Here is a 19,507-nt window from a genome sequence, read left to right as displayed (position 1 = left end):
GGACGTGACACATTGAGCATCGAATTTTCGGGCGGTATGGCCGACGATGAACGCATCGTTTCCAGCCGCCAGATGAAGGACGACAAAGCGGAAAACTCCCTGCGTCCGAAGTCCATGGACGAATACATCGGGCAGACCAAGGCCAAGGAAAATCTGTCGGTGTTCATCGAAGCGGCGCGCCAGCGCGGCGAACCGCTCGACCATACGCTGTTGTATGGCCCGCCCGGCCTCGGCAAGACGACGCTGGCCGGCATCATTGCCAATGAGATGGGCGTGAACATCCGCGTGACTTCGGGCCCTGCGATCGAAAAAGCGGGAGATTTGGCCGCTCTATTGACAAACTTAAGCGAAAATGATATTTTATTCATCGATGAAATCCATCGACTGAACCGCAGCGTGGAGGAGATTCTTTACCCGGCCATGGAGGATTATGCGCTGGACATCATCATCGGCAAAGGGCCGAGCGCGCGCTCCATCCGGCTGGATTTGCCCCGGTTTACCCTCATCGGCGCGACTACGCGCGCCGGGCAGATGACCTCCCCTTTGCGCGACCGGTTTGGTGTGATGCTGCGGCTGGAACTGTACAGCCCCGAAGAACTGGAAAAGATCGTCACCCGCTCGGCGGGGATTTTGGGCGTACACAGCCGATATGACGGCGCCTTGGAGATCGCCCGCCGCTCGCGCGGCACGCCGCGTATCGCCAATCGGCTTTTGCGGCGCGTGCGCGATTTCGCCCAGGTCAAGGGCGATGGCGTCATCACCCGGGAAACGGCAGATATGGCGCTCAAAGCGCTGGAAATTGACCAGTTAGGGCTGGACAATATCGATCGCCGCATGCTTCGCAGCATTATTTTGAATTACAACGGTGGCCCGGTGGGCCTCGAAACCCTTGCCGCAACCATCGGCGAGGAAGCGATTACCCTGGAAGACGTATATGAACCCTATCTCATGCAGATCGGTTTTTTAAACCGCACGCCGCGGGGACGCTGCGTGACACTGCGTGCGTATGAACATCTCAAAATGGAGCCGGCCGATGGCCAGCAACATTTCTGAGTCAACAAAAATGAATAAGGTCAGGTGTTAATTTTGGGAAAATATTTTGGAACAGACGGCGTTCGCGGTGTGGCGAATGTGGAACTGGATGCTATGCTGGCATTCAAGATCGGTGCAGCGGCTGCTTATATTTTGACCCAGGAACGTGAGCAAGGCGGCAAGGCCAAGCTGCTCATCGGTAAGGATACCCGTATCTCGTCGGACATGTTGGAAAACGCCCTGATCGCGGGCATCTGCTCGGTCGGTGCGGACGTGGAACCGCTTGGCGTCATTCCGACCCCGGCGATTGCGTACTTAACCATCAAGCACAAGGCCGATGCCGGCATCGTCATTTCGGCGAGCCACAACTCCTATGAGTACAACGGCATCAAGATCTTCGCTGGCAGCGGCTATAAGCTGTCGGACGAACTGGAGGAACGCATCGAGGAGTACATCGATGACTTTGACCGTGTGCCCAAGGCCAGCCATGCGGCGCTGGGCCGTGTGCTCAAGAGCGCGATCGACCCGATCGTGGAATATACCGATCACCTGGCCGAAACAGTGGACGGCGACCTGTCCGGCCTGCGTGTTGCAGTCGACTGCGCCAACGGCGCATCGTCGACGACCATCACCCGTCTGATGCGTCTGCTCGAATGCAAGGCCGATTACCGTTTCTACGAGCCGGACGGCATTAACATCAACGACGGCTGCGGCTCGACCCATCTGGAAAACCTGCAGGAGCGCGTGCGCAAGGGCGATTTTGACCTGGGTGTGGCCTTTGACGGCGATGCCGACCGCTGCTTGGTTGTTGATGAGACCGGCGAAGTGCTCGACGGCGACCGCATCATGGCCGTGTGTGCCGTGCGCATGAAGCAGCAGGGCAAGCTGCGCGGCGGCGCTTTTGTAGCGACCGTGCTGTCCAACATGGGCCTGCATGCGTATGCCAAGAAGATGGGCGTTAAGATCGAGTGCGCCAATGTCGGCGACCGGTATGTGCTCGAGATGATGCTCAACAAGGGCTATATCCTGGGCGGCGAGCAGTCGGGCCATGTCATTTTCCTGGAATATGCTTCCACGGGTGACGGTCAGCTGACCGCGATCCAGTTTATGAATATCCTCAAGCAGAGCGGCAAGAAGTGCTCGGAGATTGCCGCTGAAGTGGTACCGTGGCCGCAGGTCATGCTCAATGTTCCGGTACCGAACAGCGAGAAAAAGACCATTGCGCAGCGTCCGGAAGTGGCAAAGGCCATTGAAGAGGCTGAAAACAGCCTGGGCGAGGGCCGTATCCTCGTGCGTGCTTCGGGCACCGAGGCGCTGGTGCGTGTCATGGTCGAAGGCGTGGACGCGGAAAAAGTGGATGCCGCGGCAAAAAGTGTTGCAAAGACCATCGAGTCTATTGTATAATGTAGTTTGCATAGGCGGGGCTGCCAGAAATGTGCAGTTCCGCCTATTCGTCTTTTTGTTAGATCGGAGGTGGGAACCCAATCAAAACTGCATATGAAGCGCCAGGACTGCGTCACCGCCCGTGCCGCAGTTGACGAGGTAAGGATTTATCGAAAGATTCGGCGGATGATCCTTCGGCCAAGAGTGGGTTGGTCGTCAGTGGCTTCTCAAAAAGCGGGAGCGATCCCGTAACAAGGAAGTTCGCATAACGCACTATTTTTATACCCTTTTTTAGAAATTTACCGCGTTTTTATATTCTTAGGAGGACTCAAAACTATGTGTGGAATTGTTGGTTTTACCGGTCAGGACAATGCGCTTCCGATCCTTTTAAAGGGTCTGTACAGCTTGGAATACCGTGGTTATGACTCGGCAGGCATCGCAGCCTTTACCGAGCATGGCCTGGAAGTGATCAAGTCCCGCGGCCGCATTTCCAACTTGGAAGAACGCATTCGGGAGAGTGGCGGCATGCACGCCTGCTGCGGCATTGGGCACACCCGCTGGGCGACCCATGGCGAACCGTCCGACCGGAATTCCCATCCGCATTTGGGCGGCAAGGACGGCAAGAGCGGCAAGATCGCCGTCGTCCACAACGGCATCATTGAAAACTATCTGGAATTGCGCGAGCGCCTGGAAGCACACGGCTATGTGTTCCAGTCAGATACCGATACCGAAACGGTTGCCCATTTGGTTGACTATCTGCATACCGGCAAAAAAGAGGATCTGTGCATGACCGTGCTCAAGGCGGTGAGCATGCTGCGTGGTTCGTATGCGCTGGGTGTAGTATCCATCGATGATCCGCATGAAATCGTAGCCGCCCGCCGCGACAACCCGCTAATCATTGGTTTGGGCGAAGGGGAAAACCTGATTGCATCCGACGTGACCGCGATCATTTCGCGCACCCGCAAGTACATCATTCTGGATGATGGCGAAGTTGCCGTCGTACGGCCGGATAAGGTCACGGTCATGAACGCCTTTGGCGATACGGTCGAGAAAAAAGTACAGGAAGTTACCTGGGATCTGTCGGCTGCCGAAAAGGGCGGTTATGAGCATTTTATGATGAAGGAAATGATGGAGCAGCCGCGTGCGGTCGCCAATACGCTGCATCCGCGCATCCAGGACGGTAAGGTCGTCTTTGAGGATGAAGGCCTGACCGATGACCGTCTGGCACACATCAAGCACATTCACATCATTGGCTGTGGTTCGGCGCTGCATGCCGGTATGGTCGGCCGTTCGGTGATCGAGAACCTGTGCCGGGTGCGCTGCACCGCATCGGTGGCATCCGAGTTCCGGTATGAGAACCCCATCATCGAACCCGATGATCTGTGCATTGTCATCAGCCAGTCGGGCGAGACCGCCGATACCCTGGCTGCTATGCGGCAGGCCAAGCGTGCGGGTGCCTATACGGTGGCGATCGTCAACGTCGTATCGTCGACCATTGCCCGCGAAGCAGATGGCGTTTTGTATTTGTGGGCTGGCCCGGAAATCGCGGTAGCCACCACAAAGGCGTATTCGGCGCAGCTCGGCGCGCTGTACCTGTTTGCCATCAAGCTGGCCAGCGTGCGCGGCAAGCTGACCGCAGAGCAGGAAAAGACCTTGTGCGATGCTTTGTATCACATTCCGGATCAGATCGAGCAGGTGCTTAAGACCAAGGAACAGATGCAGTACATTGCGACCCGGTATGCAAACCGTGCCAGCATCTTTTTCCTGGGACGCGGCCTGGACTATGCGGCGGCGATGGAAGCGTCGCTCAAACTCAAGGAGCTGTCGTACATTCATAGCGAAGCCTATGCAGCCGGTGAACTCAAGCACGGTACCATCTCTCTGATCGAGGAAGGCACCCTGGTCGTTGCCATGGCCACCCAGCCCGAGCTGTATGAAAAGACCATCTCCAACATCCGCGAAGTGACATCCCGCGGCGCCGAGGTGGTGCTGGTTGCCAGCGAGGACTTTGAGGGAGATACGTCGTATTGCAGCTATGTGGTGCGTCTGCCGAAGATTCCGCATATGTTCACCCCGTCGCTGTCGATTGTGCCGCTGCAGCTGTTGGCCTATTATATCGCGGTGGAGCGTTCGTGCGATGTGGATAAGCCGCGAAACCTGGCAAAATCGGTCACAGTTGAGTAATTTTTATCGAAAGTGCACAAAGAAAGCGGCGTGTTATACCGCAATATTTACGATTAACACAGGGATGTATTGACAGTATGCGGAAAGCATAATATAATTATAGAAAATATGACAAATGGAACCGAGCGAATGGGATTGGAAATCGGCAAAATGAACGAAACTGAATTGTGTAAAGCCGCCAAGGCTGGCAACAGTGAGGCGGTGGAAGAGTTGGTTGGCCGCTATTCCAAACTGGTCAAGACCTGCGTGCGTCCGTATTTTATCGCGAGCGCCGAAGGGGAAGACCTCATTCAGGAGGGGATGCTGGGGCTTTGGCGTGCTGTGCTCTCGTTTGATGAAACGCGGGGCGTGCCGTTTGAAGCCTATGCTCGCACGTGCATCGACCGGCGCATCGTTTCGGCCGTGCGCGCAGCGCATGCGCACAAGCATGAACCGTTGAATACCTCCCTGCCGCTTGAAAAGCCTCTGTTTGAAGACAATGCGGAATCCCACCCCAGGACATCGGCAGTTTCCGATCCCGAAGCGTTGGTGATTGGCATGGAAGAACAGGCCGATCGTTTGCATCGCCTGCAATCTCTTCTCTCCGCGTTCGAACGACAGGTGTTGTTGCTGTATTTGGATGGCCTTTCCTATGAGGAAATCGCCCAGCGGGTACATAGGCCCCAAAAATCAGTGGATAACGCCATCCAGCGGATCAGACGCAAATCGGCCTCTGTCAATTTTTAATGGTGGCATCAGGGCATATGCCCTGTCCGCATAAATTTCACAAGCGTTCCTAGAAGGGAACCAAGGTATCAAAGAGAGGTAAAAAGAATGTACCAGGACAAGACGTTAGTATGTAAGGAATGCGGCAATGAGTTCGTATTTACCGCCGGCGAGCAGGAGTTTTATGCAGAGCGCGGCTTCCAGAATGAGCCCCAGCGCTGCAAGGCGTGCCGTGATGCGCGGAAGAATGCAGCTCGTGGTCCCCGCGAATACTTTACCGCTACCTGCGCTGCTTGTGGTGGAGAGGCAAGAGTGCCGTTTGAGCCCAAGTCTGACCGCCCGGTTTATTGCAGCGAGTGCTTCGCAAAGATGAAGGCGTCGCAGGACTGATAACCCAAAAGCCCCGGAAAACCGGGGCTTTTTACTTTGCAAAAATCCCGGAAAAACATAGAATCTGTATTGAAATCGGGCGAAAAAGGCAGTATAATACTTGTAGTTTCAATTGCAAATAAACGGAGGTTTTTTCACATGGCGACGATTACAAAAAAGACGACCATTGGCGAAGTGCTCGCAATGGATATGGGTACTGCAAAGTTTTTCCTGGAAATGGGTATGCACTGCCTGGGCTGCCCGTCCTCGCAGGGTGAATCCATTGAAGAGGCCTGCATGGTGCACGGCCTGGAGCCGGAAGTTCTCATTGACAAGCTCAATGCTTTCCTGGCAGACAAGTAAGAAGTACGCGCAGAGGCCGGCGATTGGCGCCGGCCTCTGTTTTTCTGCAACGCACAAAGGAGGACCAAATTGGAATCCATCCGTTTAACACCCCGGCTGCAAGCCATTGCCGATCAGGTGACGCAAGATGCCCGTCTGGCAGATATCGGTACCGACCATGCCCATCTGCCCATCTGGCTGCTGCAGCAGGGCCGCATCCGGCAGGCGGTTGCGTCGGACATCCGAGAAGGCCCGCTGGCGCGCGCCAAGGAAAATGCCGCGCGGCATGGCTATTTGGAGCAGATTGCGCTGCGGCTGGGCGCTGGGCTTGAGCGCGTGACACCCGACGAATGCGACACCATTTCGATTGCAGGAATGGGCGGCGAGACCATTGCCGGCATCCTGCACGACGCGCCTTGGACGGCACAGGGGCAGCATACGCTTTTGTTGCAGCCCATGACCATGATCGCCGAACTACGACAGGCGCTGTATCGGGGCGGCTACGCAATCGAGCGGGAAACCCTTTGCCGGGAAGACCATCGGCGCTATGTAGTGTTGACCGTGCGCGGCGGGGCAGAAGCGCAGGATGTGCCGCTGGATGCGTGTTGCCTGTCGCCGGCTTTGCTGCAGGCGGTAGGAGCCAAAGACTATTTGACCCATCTGCTGACGCGGGAAAGACGCGCGCTGGAGGGGTTGCGGTGCGCTAAGGAAGCCGATGCGGTCCGGCTGCGCATCCAGGAACAGACCGTACAAACCTTAGAGCAAGAACTGGAGGGACTATCATGACCACCGTTGGAGAGATCTTAGCCGATCTGGAGGCCTTTGCGCCCCGTGATCTGGCCGAAAGTTGGGATAATATCGGTTTGATGACCGGCGACCGCAGCCAGACGGTCCAGAAGGTGCTTTGTGCACTCGATGTGACCGAAGGCGTGGTGCAGGAAGCGATCAACGTGGGCGCGCAGCTCATTGTCGCTCATCATCCGCTGATTTTCACATCGGTGCACACCGTGACTGCCGACGATGCGACCGGCCGCACGCTGCGTCTGGCCATTCGGAACGATATCTCGGTCATCTGCATGCACACCAATGCCGACTGTGCACAGGGCGGCGTGAATGATGCGCTGGCGGCAGCGCTGGGCTTGACTCAGGTCATCAACATGGAAGCCGGCGAAAATAAAATGCTCGGCCGGGTAGGGGACTTGGATGCTCCGATGGAGCCCCACGCATTTGCTGCCTATGTCAAAGAAAAGCTGCACGCTGGCGGCGTGCGTTTTACCCCTGGCAAAAACCCGGTGCGCCGGGTCGCGGTGGGCGGCGGCGCCTGCGGCAAGATGATGGACAGCGCCCTGGCCAAGGGCGCGGATGCGTTCGTCATCGGTGACTGCTCGTATGACATCATGCAGCGGGCACAGGCACTTGGCCTGACGCTGGTGGATGCCGGGCATTTTCCGACCGAAAATCCGGTCGTACCGGTGTTTGCCGCGCGTGTGGCACAGTTTGCAGGGGGCGAGGCGGTTTGCAGCCAGACCCATTGCGACTGCATTCAATTTATCTAATGGAGGAAGTATACCATGCCGCTTGATGCTGTCTGTCTGCGCGCCGTTGTCACCGAACTGGACGAGAAAGTCCGCGGTGGGCGCGTGGACAAGGTCTATCAGCCCGACCGGGATGAGATTGTATTGTCCATCCGCGGCACGCGCGGCGCGCTGCGGCTGATGATTACAGCCGAACCATCGGCTCCGCGGATGCACCTGATCGATGCCAACCGGGAAAACCCGGCCGCGCCGCCGATGTTTTGTATGCTCATGCGCAAATATGTGCAGGGCGCAAAGATTGTATCCATCCATCAGCCTGCACTCGAACGAGTAGCTGTCATCGACCTGGACACGACCGACGAAATGGGGGTCCCTGTGCGCCGGCAGCTGGTCTGCGAGCTGATGGGCAAATATTCGAACATTATCCTCAAAGGGGATGACGGGCGCATTATCGACGCCATCCGTCGGGTGGATGGCGATATTTCGGGCAAGCGTCAGGTGCTGCCCGGCCTGTTTTACCGGATGCCGCCCGCGCAGGAGGGCAAGGATGACCCCTTGACCCTGACCGGCGCCGAACTGGTCGCCCGCTTGTCGGGCGACGAAGAAAAGAAGCTGGACAAATGGCTGCTCGGCAGCCTGTGCGGCATGTCGCCGCTGCTGTGTCGTGAACTAGCTTACCGCGCCGTAGGGGAGACCGGACGGCCCGCCGGCAGTCTGACACCGGACGAGCGCAAGCGGCTGGCCGAGGCCTTTGACGAGTTCGTGCAGGGCGTACAGGCGGGGATATTTCACCCCATGCTGCTCACCCGGCGGGAGGACCATGCGGTACAGGACTTTTCGTTCCTGCCCATCCGGCAGTATGAAGGCCTGATGGAACTGACCGAAATGGACAGTTTTTCGGCTTTGCTGGCTGCCTTCTATGAAAAGAAAGGGCAGGCCGAACGCATGCGCCGCCGCGCGATGGACATGATCCGCACGGTGACGGCAGCCCGCGACCGTCTGGCGCGCAAGCTTGGCGCCCAGAGGGAGGAACTGGAACAGACCAAAAACCGCGACGAATACAAACGCATGGGCGAACTGATTGCCGCGAATTTTTATCAGCTGGAAAAGGGCATGACCCGCGCCAAAGTCATCGATTATTTTGACGAAACCTGCCCGGAGATTGAGATTGACCTGGACATTCGCCTGACCCCGCAGCAGAACGCCCAGAAGTATTTCAAGCTTTACAACAAGGCCAAGACGGCCGAGGAGATGCTGACCGCACAGATCGCCGAAGGCGAAGCTGAACTGTCTTATCTGGAAAGCGTACTGCAATCGATTGACGAAGCGGAGAATGAGCGTGATTTGGCGCAGCTGCGTGAGGAACTGGTGCAGACCGGTGTGCTTAGTCATAAACAGACCAAAAATAAACGGCAGCAGAAACCGGCGGCATCGGTGCCGTTTGAGTACCGGACGAGCGATGGTTTTTCGGTTTGGGCGGGGAAGAACAACCTGCAAAACGATCTGCTCAGCATGAAAACCGCCTACAAGAGCGATATCTGGTTCCATACCCAGAAAATCCATGGTTCGCATGTGATTCTAGTCGTGGACGGCCGGCAGCCGACCGATACCGCCTTGACCGAAGCGGCCATGATTGCGGCCTATCATTCCAAGGCCAAGCATTCGTCGCTGGTCCCGGTCGATTATACCGAGGTGCGCAACCTGAAAAAGCCCAATGGCGCAAAGCCTGGGTTTGTCATTTATCATGTATATCAGACCGCTTATGTGACCCCCGATGAGGCCAAGATTGAAAGCCTGCGGGTGCGATAAAGCAAACAGCCGCCTTTTAGGCGGCTGTTTTGTAAATTATAGTTTTTCCATGGTGCGGTATAAGAGTTCGCAAGCATCTTCGCGGGTGATCGGTTCCCGGCTGTCCGCGGCTGTGGTGCCGTCGGGCAGGACATCGGCAGCTGTCAACACGGCACACGCATTTTGCGCCCAAGCGGGCGCATAGCTGGCGTCAATGGATGCCGTTTGTACCGCGTAATCATCCCCCAGCAGATTGCTCAACAGCACACTGGCTTCTGCCAAAGTGATGGGGTTCTGACCGCGGATTTCACAGGCTCCCGATGCGGTCTGATATCCACTGACCAGCCCATTGGCTGCGGCTGCACTGATGTAGGGCTTGACCCAATCGGACAGGCCGCCGTCATCAGCAAAGTCGGTCTGTGCGGTTTCTTCCAAATCTAGTCCGGCTAGAGCCGAAACCATGGCGATAAATTCGCTGCGAGTGACCGTTTCGTTGGGATGGAAGAAGTACGAGGCGCCGATCTGTTCACCAGTCATTACCCCGGCTTCGGCCAGTTGCAGAGCGGCATAATGCGCAGCACTTTGCCCCATATCGGAATAGGTCAGTTTGGCTTTGTTTTTGGTGATCTTGATTTTGATTTCCGCCGGTTCTGATTGATTGCCAAAGGTGTCCATGGCTAGATAGGTGAATTTATCGGTACCGGTCTTGCCTTCCTGCGGTGTATATTGTAGTTTATCCCCATTGATCGAGGCGGTGCCCAAACGCGGCAGATCCACCAGCTTTAACAGGACCGAATCCCCATCCGGGTCAGTAGCTGTCAATGGCAGCTCGATCATTACACCGGTAAAGGTTTGGCCTTCGACCGCTTGTGCGGACGGTGCGCGGTTGGACGCCACATCGGCGGTTGGAACGGCGGTATCCCAAAAAGCAGCCGCCGCGGGGAGAAAGGTGGCGAACATGGCGACAAGGCATAAGCCTGCCAACCGAATGCGCAAATTAGAAGAACGCGGTTTCATATACAGACTCCTTTCGATTCCAGGTTACCTGTATTTTTGACCGCTTGCGGTGATTTATTCTAAATTCTCCGTGGATTTTTCCGAGGTTTTCGGAAAAGACTGCCAGAAATGCAGAAAAGTCTGCGGGACATGGAAAAAGACCTTGCCGTTTGAGCAAAAATGTGGCATAATTTTTATACTGAACAAGCGGACGGAAAACTGGGAACCAGTTTTGGCGATGGGCGCGTCGCACGTCCGATATTTTCTTTTGTTGTGAAAAAGTTTGAATAAAAAGAAAGGATGGCGTCCGAATGGAGAATCATCAGCTGGTTCTGGTTTTGGATTTTGGTGGGCAGTATAATCAACTGATTGCACGCCGGGTCCGCGAGCATAATGTGTATTGTGAGGTCAAGTCCTATAAAACCTCGGTGGAGGAGATTCGGCGGATGGCGCCGATCGGCATCATTTTTACGGGTGGACCGAATAGTGTATATGATCCCAAGTCGCCGCAGTGCGAGCCGGCTTTGTTTGAATTGGGCATCCCGGTGCTGGGCATCTGTTATGGCTGCCAGCTCATGGCACAGACGTTAGGCGGACAGGTGACTGCCGCACAGGATGATACTGCGCGGGAATACGGCAAGACCGAAACGTTTTATGATACTTCCTGCAAGCTGTTCCATGGCCTGCCGGAAAAGGGCATCTCCTGGATGAGCCACAGCGACTATATGGCCAAGGTACCGGAGGGCTTCCAGCTGGTTGGCCATACGGCGATGTGCCCGAATGTAGCAATTGCCGATGAAGCACGCGGCTTTTATGGCGTACAGTATCATCCGGAGGTCAATCACACCGAAAATGGTACCTTGATGCTGAAAAACTTCCTGTATGAAGTGTGCGGCGCCAAGGGCGACTGGACGATGGAAGATTATAAGAATACTTCCATCCGTGCCATTCGCGAAAAAGTAGGCGATGGCAAGGTTCTGCTGGCGCTGTCGGGCGGCGTCGATTCGTCGGTTGCAGCAGCGCTGCTGGCAGAAGCTGTCGGCAATCAGCTGACTTGTGTCTTTGTCGATCATGGTCTGATGCGTAAGGATGAAGGCGACGAAGTCGAGGCCGCTTTTGAAAAGTGGGACATCAATTTCATCCGTGTGGATGCCGAAGCTCGTTTCCTTGGCAGACTGGCTGGGGTAAGCGACCCCGAAACCAAGCGTAAGATCATCGGCGAAGAATTCATCCGTGTCTTTGAAGAAGAAGGCAAGAAGATCGGTACGGTCGATTATCTGGTGCAGGGCACCATTTATCCGGACGTCATTGAATCGGGCGCAGGCGATGCGGCGGTCATCAAGAGCCATCATAATGTTGGTGGTTTGCCGGACTTCGTTGATTTTAAGGAGATTATTGAGCCGCTGCGTTTGCTGTTTAAGGATGAAGTACGTCAGCTTGGCCGTGAATTGGGGCTGCCGGAATATCTGGTTATGCGTCAGCCGTTCCCGGGACCGGGCCTTGCGATTCGCGTGATTGGTGAAATCACGAAGGAAAAGCTGGATATTCTGCGCGAAGCTGATTTTATCTTCCGGGATGAGGTCGCCAAGGCTGGGCTGGAATATACGATGAATCAGTATTTTGCAGTCCTGACCAATATGCGTTCGGTCGGTGTTATGGGCGATGGCCGTACCTATGATTATACAGTAGCGTTGCGTTCGGTTACGACGACTGACTTTATGACTGCGGATTGGGCACGGATTCCGTATGAGGTGCTCGACCGCGTGAGCGTGCGTATTGTCAATGAAGTGGGTCATGTGAATCGTATCGTGTATGACATCACCTCCAAGCCCCCGGCAACCATCGAGTGGGAATGACGCTCGAAACGGCGCAAACCCGCATGAATACAGGCTTTTTTGCCCGTCCATAAGGCTCTTGATACTGGATTGATACTATTTGTGTCCACCCGGTACTCTCAAGAGAATAATCCCAAAAGGACAAGCAAAACCGCCCTGCTGAACGACAAATTCAGCAGGGCGGTTTTTTGCTTGTCTTATTTGTTTTTTCGCCAGGGGATATAATACTCGCTTTCTTTGCTGTCGTCGCAGGTATGGGGCCAGTTAAGTTTCCATTCAAAATACTCGTCCCTGGTGATCTCCCCGGCGTGTAACTCCTGCTGGCGCAAAAGCCATTCCCGCATAAACTCGTCCACAAGGCCGTACTGGAAGTACATACCCACGGGAGGGTGTGCGGGCCAGTCGTCGCCGTCATTGTACCGTACAGCGGTATCATCAGCGGCCCCCGCCCTGCCTGGATTGCGGACAAGTTGGAACAGGCGAATAGCGCCGGGGCTGTCCTCGTCGAGCCAGAAGAATGTCCGCATGAAATCCTCGGCGGAGCCGGGGGCGATGGTGTAGAAATTCTGGCGGTCTACCCGCAGCGCCTCGGCAATCTTGTCCAGCAACTCCCGCTTGGGGACACGGTAATTCGTTTCGTACTGTGCGATACGGTTGTCTGCTCCCTTTTCCTCAAAGCCGACAGCAAGCCCCAATTCCTTTTGTGTCATACCTCGAAAGGTGCGGATTTTCTTTATCTTATCTCCGACTGTCATAATATCCCACCGCCTTTGCCAATAGTATAGCGCAAAAAAGCGAAATATGCAAGATAAAGTTTAACAAAAATGCGAAATAAATTCTTGACATTAACGCTTGTGTTAATGTATAATGAGGATGGTAGCATTAACATATTTGCGAAATATAAATGAGGAGGTGAAACGCATGAGCAAGGAACTGTTTGTAAAGGCGGAAGAAGTAGCCAGGGAACTGGGTATCTCCAAGCCCTACGCCTACAAACTGGTGCGGGAGATGAACGAGGAACTGAAACAGAAAGGCTTTATCACCATTCCCGGACGGGTGAGCAGGCGCTACTTCGAGGAAAAATTCTACGGACTGCGGGATGAGCAGTAAGGAGGGAACTACAATGCCAGCATACAAAGACAAGGAGAAAGGCACATGGTATGCGTCCTTTTACTACGAGGACTGGACAGGCAAAAAGGTCAAGAAGATGAAACGGGGCTTTCCCACCAAACGGGAGGCGCTGGAGTGGGAACGGACATTCCTGCAACAGCAGACCGCCGATCTGGAAATGACCTTTGAGAACTTCGTTGCCGTCTATGTGGCGGACATGAAGGGCCGTAATACCGTTCTTCTCGGCAAAGGCGGTACACTCCCGGATTTGTCCTTCTATGCTTTCTTCTCGCTGGTTGTCGGAGGAATAGCGGGCATAGATTACAGCTTTCATATTCTCACCTCGCCGTCTGTTAAAATGCTCATCATTTGGCTTGCCTGTACGATCCGATCAAAGGCTTCTCTCTGCGAACAGGTTAGATTTGCGTGCATAGAGGGGTTCCGATAAGCAGTAAAAACGCCCTCAAAGATAGACTTAACACCTTTACGAAAATTGGCTCCACTTATTTCTGATGTATCGCAAAACTGATAAAAACCATTATCTTACAACAACGCATCAATTAAACCCGTTGCATCTTTAGGAGTAGGAGAGTTTGGTTTTCCTTCCTTAAACAACTCTCGCATTCGAGTTTCGACTTCTTTAATGGCACTTTCAGAAGCGGCAGCAAAATGGCCGTCGCAAAATAGTTCCTTTGAAACTTCAATGATTCGTGGGTGAATGTCTTGCCAAAAACGCATATTGACAGGTTCACGAACCAGGTGCTGTACGATAATAAATAATTCCCCAAAAGCTGCAACATTTAGCGCCATCAATCCATAGTTGAAAGGATCGGGTCTGAATAGATTATCACCTATTCCAGGGAGCGTTTGGCTGTAAAACGGATACTCGTGTTTGTTTTTTTCTGCGACTTCTCGCAGATCAGTTTGCATTTTTTGACAATCATTCAAAAGAAAAGTTGGAGATATACCCATTGTCAATTTATTGTTAATATCACGAAGCCATTGGTCAATTGCATCAAGTTGTCCTCTATATGCAACTTTCATCTGTTTTCCTCCATCATACGGAACAGTGTTTCCTTTAGCTTTTCGTTCATAGGAGATTGTGGGTCAAAACACATCTCAATAAAGCGTCGCATTTCCTCACGCTCTGGAGCGGCTTTAGGCTTAAACTCGTATATTACTCCCTGGGGCTTATCCGTCCGGGCAAAGATATAATCTAAGGATACATCAAAGTAATCTGCATAGCGGCGAAATAGTTCCACAGATGGGGTGGACTGCCCATTCTCATAGCGGTTGATACTGGACTGTGTGGAGCCGATGGCCTCAGCCATTTTTACCTGTGAAAGGCCGATACTCTCCCGCCGGGACTTCAATCGCTTACCCACTGCTTTCATTTGGTTACCTCCTATTCGGGTTAATTTTATTACAACCCGGATAACGAAAATCTTCAACTCGGAAATACAATTTTCTCTATGCGTTTTCTCTCGTCCCGGCCCGCAGGCCGAATAAAGAAACGGCACAGGCTGGCCTACGCCGTTTCTTTGGGTTTTGGATGGGGTAAGGACATAGGTGCAAAAATGCAATCTGTGGTCACGCACCGACAAAACCGGGGGTTTCCAAAGGGGGGGCTTGCGCCTCCCCTTTGGCACACAACCTTGCTTGCAAGGTTGTGTGTTATACGCTCTGTTGGCGTTGCTGCGAAAATGAGGTTGCCGCCGGGGAGGACAAGGGGATTTGAAGCGGCAAAAAAACAGGGCTGTGATTGTGTGTCGTGGAGCCGCAAGCACATCTCTGGTTTTATCAGCAGACAGGGCGTATATGAAAGCCCCCGTCCCTCGTTCTACGCTCCGACTTGTGGACAAAATGTCCCGAAGTTGTGGCCACAATCCCGGAAAAGCAGCAGAACAGCGGGCAACCGTCAAGGCTGAAATGAACGGGTTTACACCCGGCCTTGACTGCCGCCCTCCGTCCCGCTGAACGGGCAGACAAGGCGACCAATCCCTCAAAGTGCTTGGCCGCACTCTTTTTAATTTAAGAGCGTTCTCCCTTGCAAAATTGAAATGGGCGGGAAGCCATTTTGTGGCTTTCCCGCCTTGATTACCTTTTAGCAAAGACAGGCAGGGCTGTCAACGGCGGCGCATGAAATGTGAAGTGCTCCCCAAAAGTTGGACAAAAGTTATGCGGCAAAGCCATTTTGAATTCTGTATTGGACAGGACTTAACCCATTCAATTTTTCTTTGATTCGGTTATGGTTATAGTATTCAAGATAAGCGATCAGTTCCTGGCAGAACTCGTCTAATGATTGGAACGTCCGCAGGTATAGCAGTTCCGATTTTAACAGTCCGAAGAAGTTTTCCATAACCGCATTGTCCAGACAGTTTCCCTTTCTGGACATACTTTGCCGAATGCCTTTTTCTAACAGTCTTTTTTGATACCTGACGTTCTGATATTGCCAGCCCTGATCCGAATGAAGGATCAGCCCGCTGCTGTCCGGGAGCCGGGAGAATGCTTTATCCAGCATCTCATCCACCTGGCGGTAATTAGCCCGTTCACTGATGGCATAGCTGATGATCTCACCATTATACAGGTCAAGCACAGGAGAAAGATAAAGTTTGTTTCCAAACAGGGAAAACTCAGTCACATCAGTTACCCATTTCTGATTCGGCCTTTCCGCATGGAAATCTCTAGCCAGTAGATTTGGTGCAATCTTGCCGACTTCTCCACGGTAAGAACGATACTTTTTCATTCGTACCATACATTTTAGGCCTGACTCCTTCATCAGCTTTTGTACCGTCTTGTGGTTCAGACAAAAGCCTCTGTTGCGTAATTCCATACCAATCCGCCGATACCCGTACCGGCCTTGATTCTCCTGATAAATTGCTATGATTTCCGCCCTTTCTTTTGCGTATTTATCCACAGCATTGGCTTTCCGGGAATGATAGTAGTATGTACTTCGGGGAATGCCGGCCAGTTTAAGTAATGCTGCCAGAGGATAATCACGCCTTAATTCTGTAACAGCAGCCACAACATCGCTTATTCGGGTTCTTCCCGCTTCTGAATTAACGCGTTTAATTTTTCTAGGTATTCATTCTCCATTCTCAACCGGTAATTTTCTTCTGACAGCCGCTTGTTTTCCTGTTGCAGCTCCGACTGTTCCTGCTTCTTTTGTCGTTTTTCGCTACCTTTTGTCGCCTGCTTTTTCATAAGTCCCCGTGCACCTTCCTTTTGGAATTTCTTCTCCCACCGGCACACTGTTACAACATCAAGGCAAAAGTGCATAGCTGTCTGTGTACAGGATAAGTGATGTTCCTGCTTGTATTGTAACACTTTTAGGCGAAACTCGCCATCAAAGCCTTTTTGTCGGCCAACCAGATTTCTGCTTAGAAGTCCTTTTGCACCATGCAGCTTATACAAGTTTACCCATTTTTCAATCGGCGTACAGGATACGCAAAATTTCTCGGATGCCTCTTTGCGTGTATGCCCTTCCAGTACATACTGAACAACTGCTAATTTTAATTCCTCACTGAACAATTCTTTTCCCATAGATTTCTGCACCCCTTTCGTTGACTTTCTTGTCCAACTTTTGGGGTGCAGTTCAATGCGCCGTTCATCTTGACCGTTGACTGGCTCGGCTGGCTTTGCTATATGCCGCACTCATAGATAAACATTTCGCACTGGTCATTGACAGCGGGTTCTTTCTGATAATTGGAATAGACGGATATGCTCTTAAAGCCGCACCCCCGCAGATATTCGTCCATCTCCCCGTATTGGTACAGGTGTGTCTGAAAATCCATGGTTTCACTTTGCAGCAATTCCGCTCCGTGATAGAGTTCGTAAATGGACGGAGAAAACTGCGTCTGGCTTTTTTCGTCGTAATGGTTTTTCCCTTTCAGGATCAAGTCATATCCCTCTTTTGTTTTCACCGAAACATTTACTTTGTAGTCCCTGTCCTCTTCACATCGGTCAAAGACGGTATCAACTGCAAACACAAATTTCCCGCCGGGAGCCAGCAATTCTTTCATCTTCTGCAAAATTCCTTGGCACATACTCATGTCTGTAAACAGTGAAATGGAGCCAGAGGGAATAAAAATATAATCAAACTGTTCCTGTACGGCATAGTTGATGATGTCCGCCTGTATCGCTTTTGCGTCCGGCGCTTTCTGCTTTAATTTCGCCAGCATTTCTTCTGACAAATCCATCCCGCTGATGTCAAAGCCACGCTCTAAAAACGGAACCAAAAACCGTCCGCTGCCGCACAGAGGCTCCAAGATTTTCCTTCTCTTTTCTGCATAGGAAAGATAAAAGTCCAATTCGTCCTGTGGCGCTTGTTCATGTAAGATTTCGTACATTTCAGTACACAAGCTGCCATAATAGTTTTGTTTTAATTCACTCATTATATTCCTCCAGAATTGCTTATAAGAACAATGCCTCCATATCCTGCTCTGTAAACTTCCTTAAAATCAAACGCTCTGTTTCTAAGGTTGGTGTGTTCATCTATTTTCCACCGCAACTTGTAAATACATATTTTCGCTATTTCCTTCCCCGCTGCGGGTTTGGGTTTTTCAGCAAGTCCGGTTTCTGTGCAATCCTTTTTAGCCATTTCTTTTCCTCGTCTGATAGTTTCGCATAATTCAGCTTAAGCCGCTTGCAGATAAAGGCCATCGCCGCCTGTTCCGGGTCGCTGTCCGTGGTGGCGGTTTCTTCGGCAGTCTGCAAGAAATCTTCCAGTGGATTGTCCTCCGGGACACTGAAAAAATCGTCCTTGTGGGCTTCACGCAGGTCGAGGGCTATCTTATTTATGTCCTGCTGTATCACATAGCGGCAAAAGCTGTCATCGTCAATGTGGGCAGCGATCAGCTGCCTTAACTGCCGGTCAGTCAGACCAGGGTTGTGTTGCTTCATAACAGTTGCGCTCACGGCGTCCACAATGGCGTTTGCACCCTGCACCTGCTTTGCAGCTATGCCGTTCACATAGATTTCAAGGTCAGCCATGAGCCGGGGAAAATCCGGGTGCGTCGCCAGTTCACACAGGAGGGCATTATCCACCAGCCCGCTTTTCAAAAATGCAATCATATCATCACTCAAATGCAGGTCAGCAAGATCGGCATTTGGGTGGTTTTTCGTTTGGGTTTCCTCCGCAAGCCGCTCCAGCGTCAGGCCACGCTCCACACGCAGATCTTTGATAGTTCCATGCTCCCCCTCCTCGCACTATAAACTGGGACTTATTACTATAAATCAATCTCTATCTCGTACTTATCATCGATAAGCAGATATTTTACATTATACTTTTTTGCAAGTTCCAAAAACTGTGCATTATCTTCCAAAACGCTTTCTATAGTACAACATTCATCGTCTAAGCGACTTTCTACGGCACTTGCATACTCCTTGATATTATCGAAATGATTTTTAATATAGTTTTCGCTCATTACAAGACAAAAGTATCGGATGTTATCAAGATATTCCTTTACAAAGTCTTTTTCCCAATCAAAAGGGATATAGCACCCTTCAATAATAAGATTTTGCTTGTTTTCTATAGCGGTTTTAATCATTTCACGAACAATAGGCCACAGATACCCTGTGAGCTTATCATCATCTTCGGGTGTGAGTTTGGTATAGCCGCTACGAATTAAACCCATTTTCAGCTGGTCTATTGATAAATAAGGATATTTATACTTTTCAAGCAGTTTTTGAGCAAGCACAGTCTTACCTGTATGCGATGCACCTGTTATTAAAATAATCATTTATCTATGTCCCCAAAGCCTACTAACTATGCTGTAATGTTCTTGAAGCGACTGACTCCATTTCTCTAAACCCACTTGTCCTGTTGCCCATACATCTAATTGTTCTTTTGTATAATCTTTCGCATTTACTGTGTGGACTGTACTATAAAATAACTCTGTAATTTCTTTGCAGCTGGAGAGCATTTTTTATCTCCTTAAATTCAAATTTATCACTCTGTACTTATCAGTGTACCACAATTCCGAGAGCGTGGAAATGACCTGTTTTTTTAGACCGATTTTCCACCTTTCGGATATACGGAACGGGCGATCAGTTAGGTGTAGACTTAGGGTAGTTCATCGATGGACAGCACCTTGAGAACCGAATGACCGTCCAAAAAGGAATACCCCGGCTGGGGAAACACCGCAAGGAGCCAACTTCTGGACACTTTGTCCAGAGGCTACTTCGGGACAAGTTGTCCCAAAGTTATGGGGAGCGTGCCAACACCGG

The 19,507-nt window shown here is 52.1% G+C and carries 18 protein-coding genes and 3 pseudogenes; 12 read left to right on the top strand and 9 right to left on the bottom strand.

The annotated features are described in order from the left end of the window. Positions 1-12: 12 nt before the first annotated feature. From ruvB to EFB11_RS01550, 9 genes are all read left to right on the top strand, one after another. Positions 13-1,053 (top strand): Holliday junction branch migration DNA helicase RuvB, encoded by a 1,041-nt coding sequence (gene ruvB / locus EFB11_RS01590; protein ID WP_122788639.1) that lies wholly within the window; start codon positions 13-15, stop codon positions 1,051-1,053. A gap of 33 nt (positions 1,054-1,086) precedes the next feature. Then, on the top strand, positions 1,087-2,436 hold the full coding sequence (glmM, locus tag EFB11_RS01585; protein WP_122788638.1) for a phosphoglucosamine mutase: 1,350 nt from the start codon (positions 1,087-1,089) through the stop codon (positions 2,434-2,436). 315 nt (positions 2,437-2,751) lie between these two features. Further along, positions 2,752-4,599: a glutamine--fructose-6-phosphate transaminase (isomerizing) gene (glmS, locus tag EFB11_RS01580; protein ID WP_122788637.1), complete on the top strand. Its 1,848-nt coding sequence runs from the start codon at positions 2,752-2,754 to the stop codon at positions 4,597-4,599. Between the two features lie 150 nt (positions 4,600-4,749). Next, positions 4,750-5,325, top strand: a complete 576-nt coding sequence (locus EFB11_RS01575) for a sigma-70 family RNA polymerase sigma factor (protein WP_164706544.1) — start codon at positions 4,750-4,752, stop codon at positions 5,323-5,325. A gap of 87 nt (positions 5,326-5,412) precedes the next feature. Next, entirely contained in the window at positions 5,413-5,694 is a 282-nt protein-coding gene (locus tag EFB11_RS01570) for a zinc-ribbon domain containing protein (RefSeq protein WP_122788635.1), read from the top strand. Between the two features lie 138 nt (positions 5,695-5,832). Then, complete coding sequence (locus EFB11_RS01565; protein WP_122788634.1) at positions 5,833-6,036, top strand: DUF1858 domain-containing protein; 204 nt, start codon at positions 5,833-5,835, stop codon at positions 6,034-6,036. Between the two features lie 69 nt (positions 6,037-6,105). Further along, entirely contained in the window at positions 6,106-6,801 is a 696-nt protein-coding gene (locus EFB11_RS01560) for a tRNA (adenine(22)-N(1))-methyltransferase (protein ID WP_164706543.1), read from the top strand. Continuing rightward, the gene (locus tag EFB11_RS01555; protein WP_122788632.1) at positions 6,798-7,571 is read left to right on the top strand and encodes a Nif3-like dinuclear metal center hexameric protein; all 774 of its coding nucleotides are present in this window, start codon (positions 6,798-6,800) and stop codon (positions 7,569-7,571) included. The genes EFB11_RS01560 and EFB11_RS01555 overlap by 4 nt, the downstream gene beginning before the upstream one ends. Positions 7,572-7,586: 15 nt before the next feature. Next, positions 7,587-9,359, top strand: a complete 1,773-nt coding sequence (locus EFB11_RS01550; protein WP_122788631.1) for an Rqc2 family fibronectin-binding protein — start codon at positions 7,587-7,589, stop codon at positions 9,357-9,359. 36 nt (positions 9,360-9,395) lie between these two features. Here the strand turns inward: EFB11_RS01550 and EFB11_RS01545 are convergent, their stop codons facing one another. Further along, complete coding sequence (locus tag EFB11_RS01545) at positions 9,396-10,355, bottom strand: Ig-like domain-containing protein (protein ID WP_122788630.1); 960 nt, start codon at positions 10,353-10,355, stop codon at positions 9,396-9,398. Between the two features lie 290 nt (positions 10,356-10,645). Here EFB11_RS01545 and guaA point away from each other — a divergent pair, with 290 nt between their 5' ends. Next, positions 10,646-12,190, top strand: coding sequence for a glutamine-hydrolyzing GMP synthase (gene guaA / locus EFB11_RS01540; protein ID WP_122788629.1), 1,545 nt, complete (start codon positions 10,646-10,648; stop codon positions 12,188-12,190). Positions 12,191-12,366: 176 nt separating this feature from the next. Here the strand turns inward: guaA and EFB11_RS01535 are convergent, their stop codons facing one another. After that, the gene (locus EFB11_RS01535) at positions 12,367-12,924 is read right to left on the bottom strand and encodes a helix-turn-helix domain-containing protein (protein WP_122788628.1); all 558 of its coding nucleotides are present in this window, start codon (positions 12,922-12,924) and stop codon (positions 12,367-12,369) included. A gap of 166 nt (positions 12,925-13,090) precedes the next feature. Here EFB11_RS01535 and EFB11_RS01530 point away from each other — a divergent pair, with 166 nt between their 5' ends. Both EFB11_RS01530 and EFB11_RS01525 read left to right on the top strand, forming a co-directional pair. After that, complete coding sequence (locus EFB11_RS01530; RefSeq protein WP_087225147.1) at positions 13,091-13,279, top strand: MarR family transcriptional regulator; 189 nt, start codon at positions 13,091-13,093, stop codon at positions 13,277-13,279. Then, positions 13,269-13,433 (top strand): annotated as a pseudogene (locus EFB11_RS01525) (Arm DNA-binding domain-containing protein); the annotation flags it as partial. The gene EFB11_RS01530 and the pseudogene EFB11_RS01525, both read left to right, overlap by 11 nt. A 66-nt stretch (positions 13,434-13,499) precedes the next feature. Here the strand turns inward: EFB11_RS01525 and EFB11_RS17475 are convergent. The 7 genes and pseudogenes from EFB11_RS17475 to EFB11_RS01470 all read right to left on the bottom strand — a co-directional run. After that, a pseudogene (locus EFB11_RS17475) lies at positions 13,500-13,613 on the bottom strand (recombinase family protein); the annotation flags it as partial. Further along, positions 13,610-14,209 (bottom strand): annotated as a pseudogene (locus EFB11_RS17080) (TIGR02391 family protein). The pseudogenes EFB11_RS17475 and EFB11_RS17080, both read right to left, overlap by 4 nt. A gap of 110 nt (positions 14,210-14,319) precedes the next feature. After that, positions 14,320-14,673 (bottom strand): helix-turn-helix domain-containing protein, encoded by a 354-nt coding sequence (locus EFB11_RS01505; RefSeq protein WP_122788625.1) that lies wholly within the window; start codon positions 14,671-14,673, stop codon positions 14,320-14,322. A 782-nt stretch (positions 14,674-15,455) separates the two neighbouring features. Further along, positions 15,456-16,822, bottom strand: a protein-coding gene (locus EFB11_RS01490; RefSeq protein ID WP_122788624.1) for an IS3 family transposase whose coding sequence is annotated in 2 segments (ribosomal slippage) — positions 15,456-16,321 and positions 16,321-16,822 — 1,368 coding nt in all. Because the reading frame shifts where the segments join, the coding sequence is not laid out codon by codon here. A gap of 98 nt (positions 16,823-16,920) precedes the next feature. Next, positions 16,921-17,673: a class I SAM-dependent methyltransferase gene (locus tag EFB11_RS01485; protein ID WP_122788623.1), complete on the bottom strand. Its 753-nt coding sequence runs from the start codon at positions 17,671-17,673 to the stop codon at positions 16,921-16,923. Between the two features lie 136 nt (positions 17,674-17,809). Further along, positions 17,810-18,463 (bottom strand): transcriptional regulator, encoded by a 654-nt coding sequence (locus EFB11_RS01475; RefSeq protein WP_122788622.1) that lies wholly within the window; start codon positions 18,461-18,463, stop codon positions 17,810-17,812. 44 nt (positions 18,464-18,507) lie between these two features. Continuing rightward, the gene (locus EFB11_RS01470; RefSeq protein WP_122788621.1) at positions 18,508-19,020 is read right to left on the bottom strand and encodes an AAA family ATPase; all 513 of its coding nucleotides are present in this window, start codon (positions 19,018-19,020) and stop codon (positions 18,508-18,510) included. Between the last annotated feature and the right edge of the window lie 487 nt (positions 19,021-19,507).

Source organism: Intestinibacillus sp. Marseille-P6563, assembly GCF_900604335.1.
In the GTDB taxonomy this organism is placed as follows: domain Bacteria; phylum Bacillota; class Clostridia; order Oscillospirales; family Butyricicoccaceae; genus Butyricicoccus_B.
The sequence above is the reverse complement of the archived record's forward strand: the minus strand, read 5'-3'. Positions and strand labels throughout refer to the sequence as shown.

Excerpts from the sequence above, each read along its gene's own strand:
- glmS (WP_122788637.1), top strand. The coding sequence starts at position 2,752 with ATGTGTGGAATTGTTGGTTTTACCGGTCAGGACAATGCGCTTCCGATC.
- EFB11_RS01575 (WP_164706544.1), top strand. The coding sequence starts at position 4,750 with ATGAACGAAACTGAATTGTGTAAAGCCGCCAAGGCTGGCAACAGTGAG.
- EFB11_RS01570 (WP_122788635.1), top strand. The coding sequence starts at position 5,413 with ATGTACCAGGACAAGACGTTAGTATGTAAGGAATGCGGCAATGAGTTC.
- EFB11_RS01565 (WP_122788634.1), top strand. The coding sequence starts at position 5,833 with ATGGCGACGATTACAAAAAAGACGACCATTGGCGAAGTGCTCGCAATG.
- EFB11_RS01555 (WP_122788632.1), top strand. The coding sequence starts at position 6,798 with ATGACCACCGTTGGAGAGATCTTAGCCGATCTGGAGGCCTTTGCGCCC.
- EFB11_RS01550 (WP_122788631.1), top strand. The coding sequence starts at position 7,587 with ATGCCGCTTGATGCTGTCTGTCTGCGCGCCGTTGTCACCGAACTGGAC.
- EFB11_RS01545 (WP_122788630.1), bottom strand. The coding sequence starts at position 10,355 with ATGAAACCGCGTTCTTCTAATTTGCGCATTCGGTTGGCAGGCTTATGC.
- guaA (WP_122788629.1), top strand. The coding sequence starts at position 10,646 with ATGGAGAATCATCAGCTGGTTCTGGTTTTGGATTTTGGTGGGCAGTAT.
- EFB11_RS01535 (WP_122788628.1), bottom strand. The coding sequence starts at position 12,924 with ATGACAGTCGGAGATAAGATAAAGAAAATCCGCACCTTTCGAGGTATG.
- EFB11_RS01530 (WP_087225147.1), top strand. The coding sequence starts at position 13,091 with ATGAGCAAGGAACTGTTTGTAAAGGCGGAAGAAGTAGCCAGGGAACTG.
- EFB11_RS01505 (WP_122788625.1), bottom strand. The coding sequence starts at position 14,673 with ATGAAAGCAGTGGGTAAGCGATTGAAGTCCCGGCGGGAGAGTATCGGC.
- EFB11_RS01485 (WP_122788623.1), bottom strand. The coding sequence starts at position 17,673 with ATGAGTGAATTAAAACAAAACTATTATGGCAGCTTGTGTACTGAAATG.
- EFB11_RS01470 (WP_122788621.1), bottom strand. The coding sequence starts at position 19,020 with ATGATTATTTTAATAACAGGTGCATCGCATACAGGTAAGACTGTGCTT.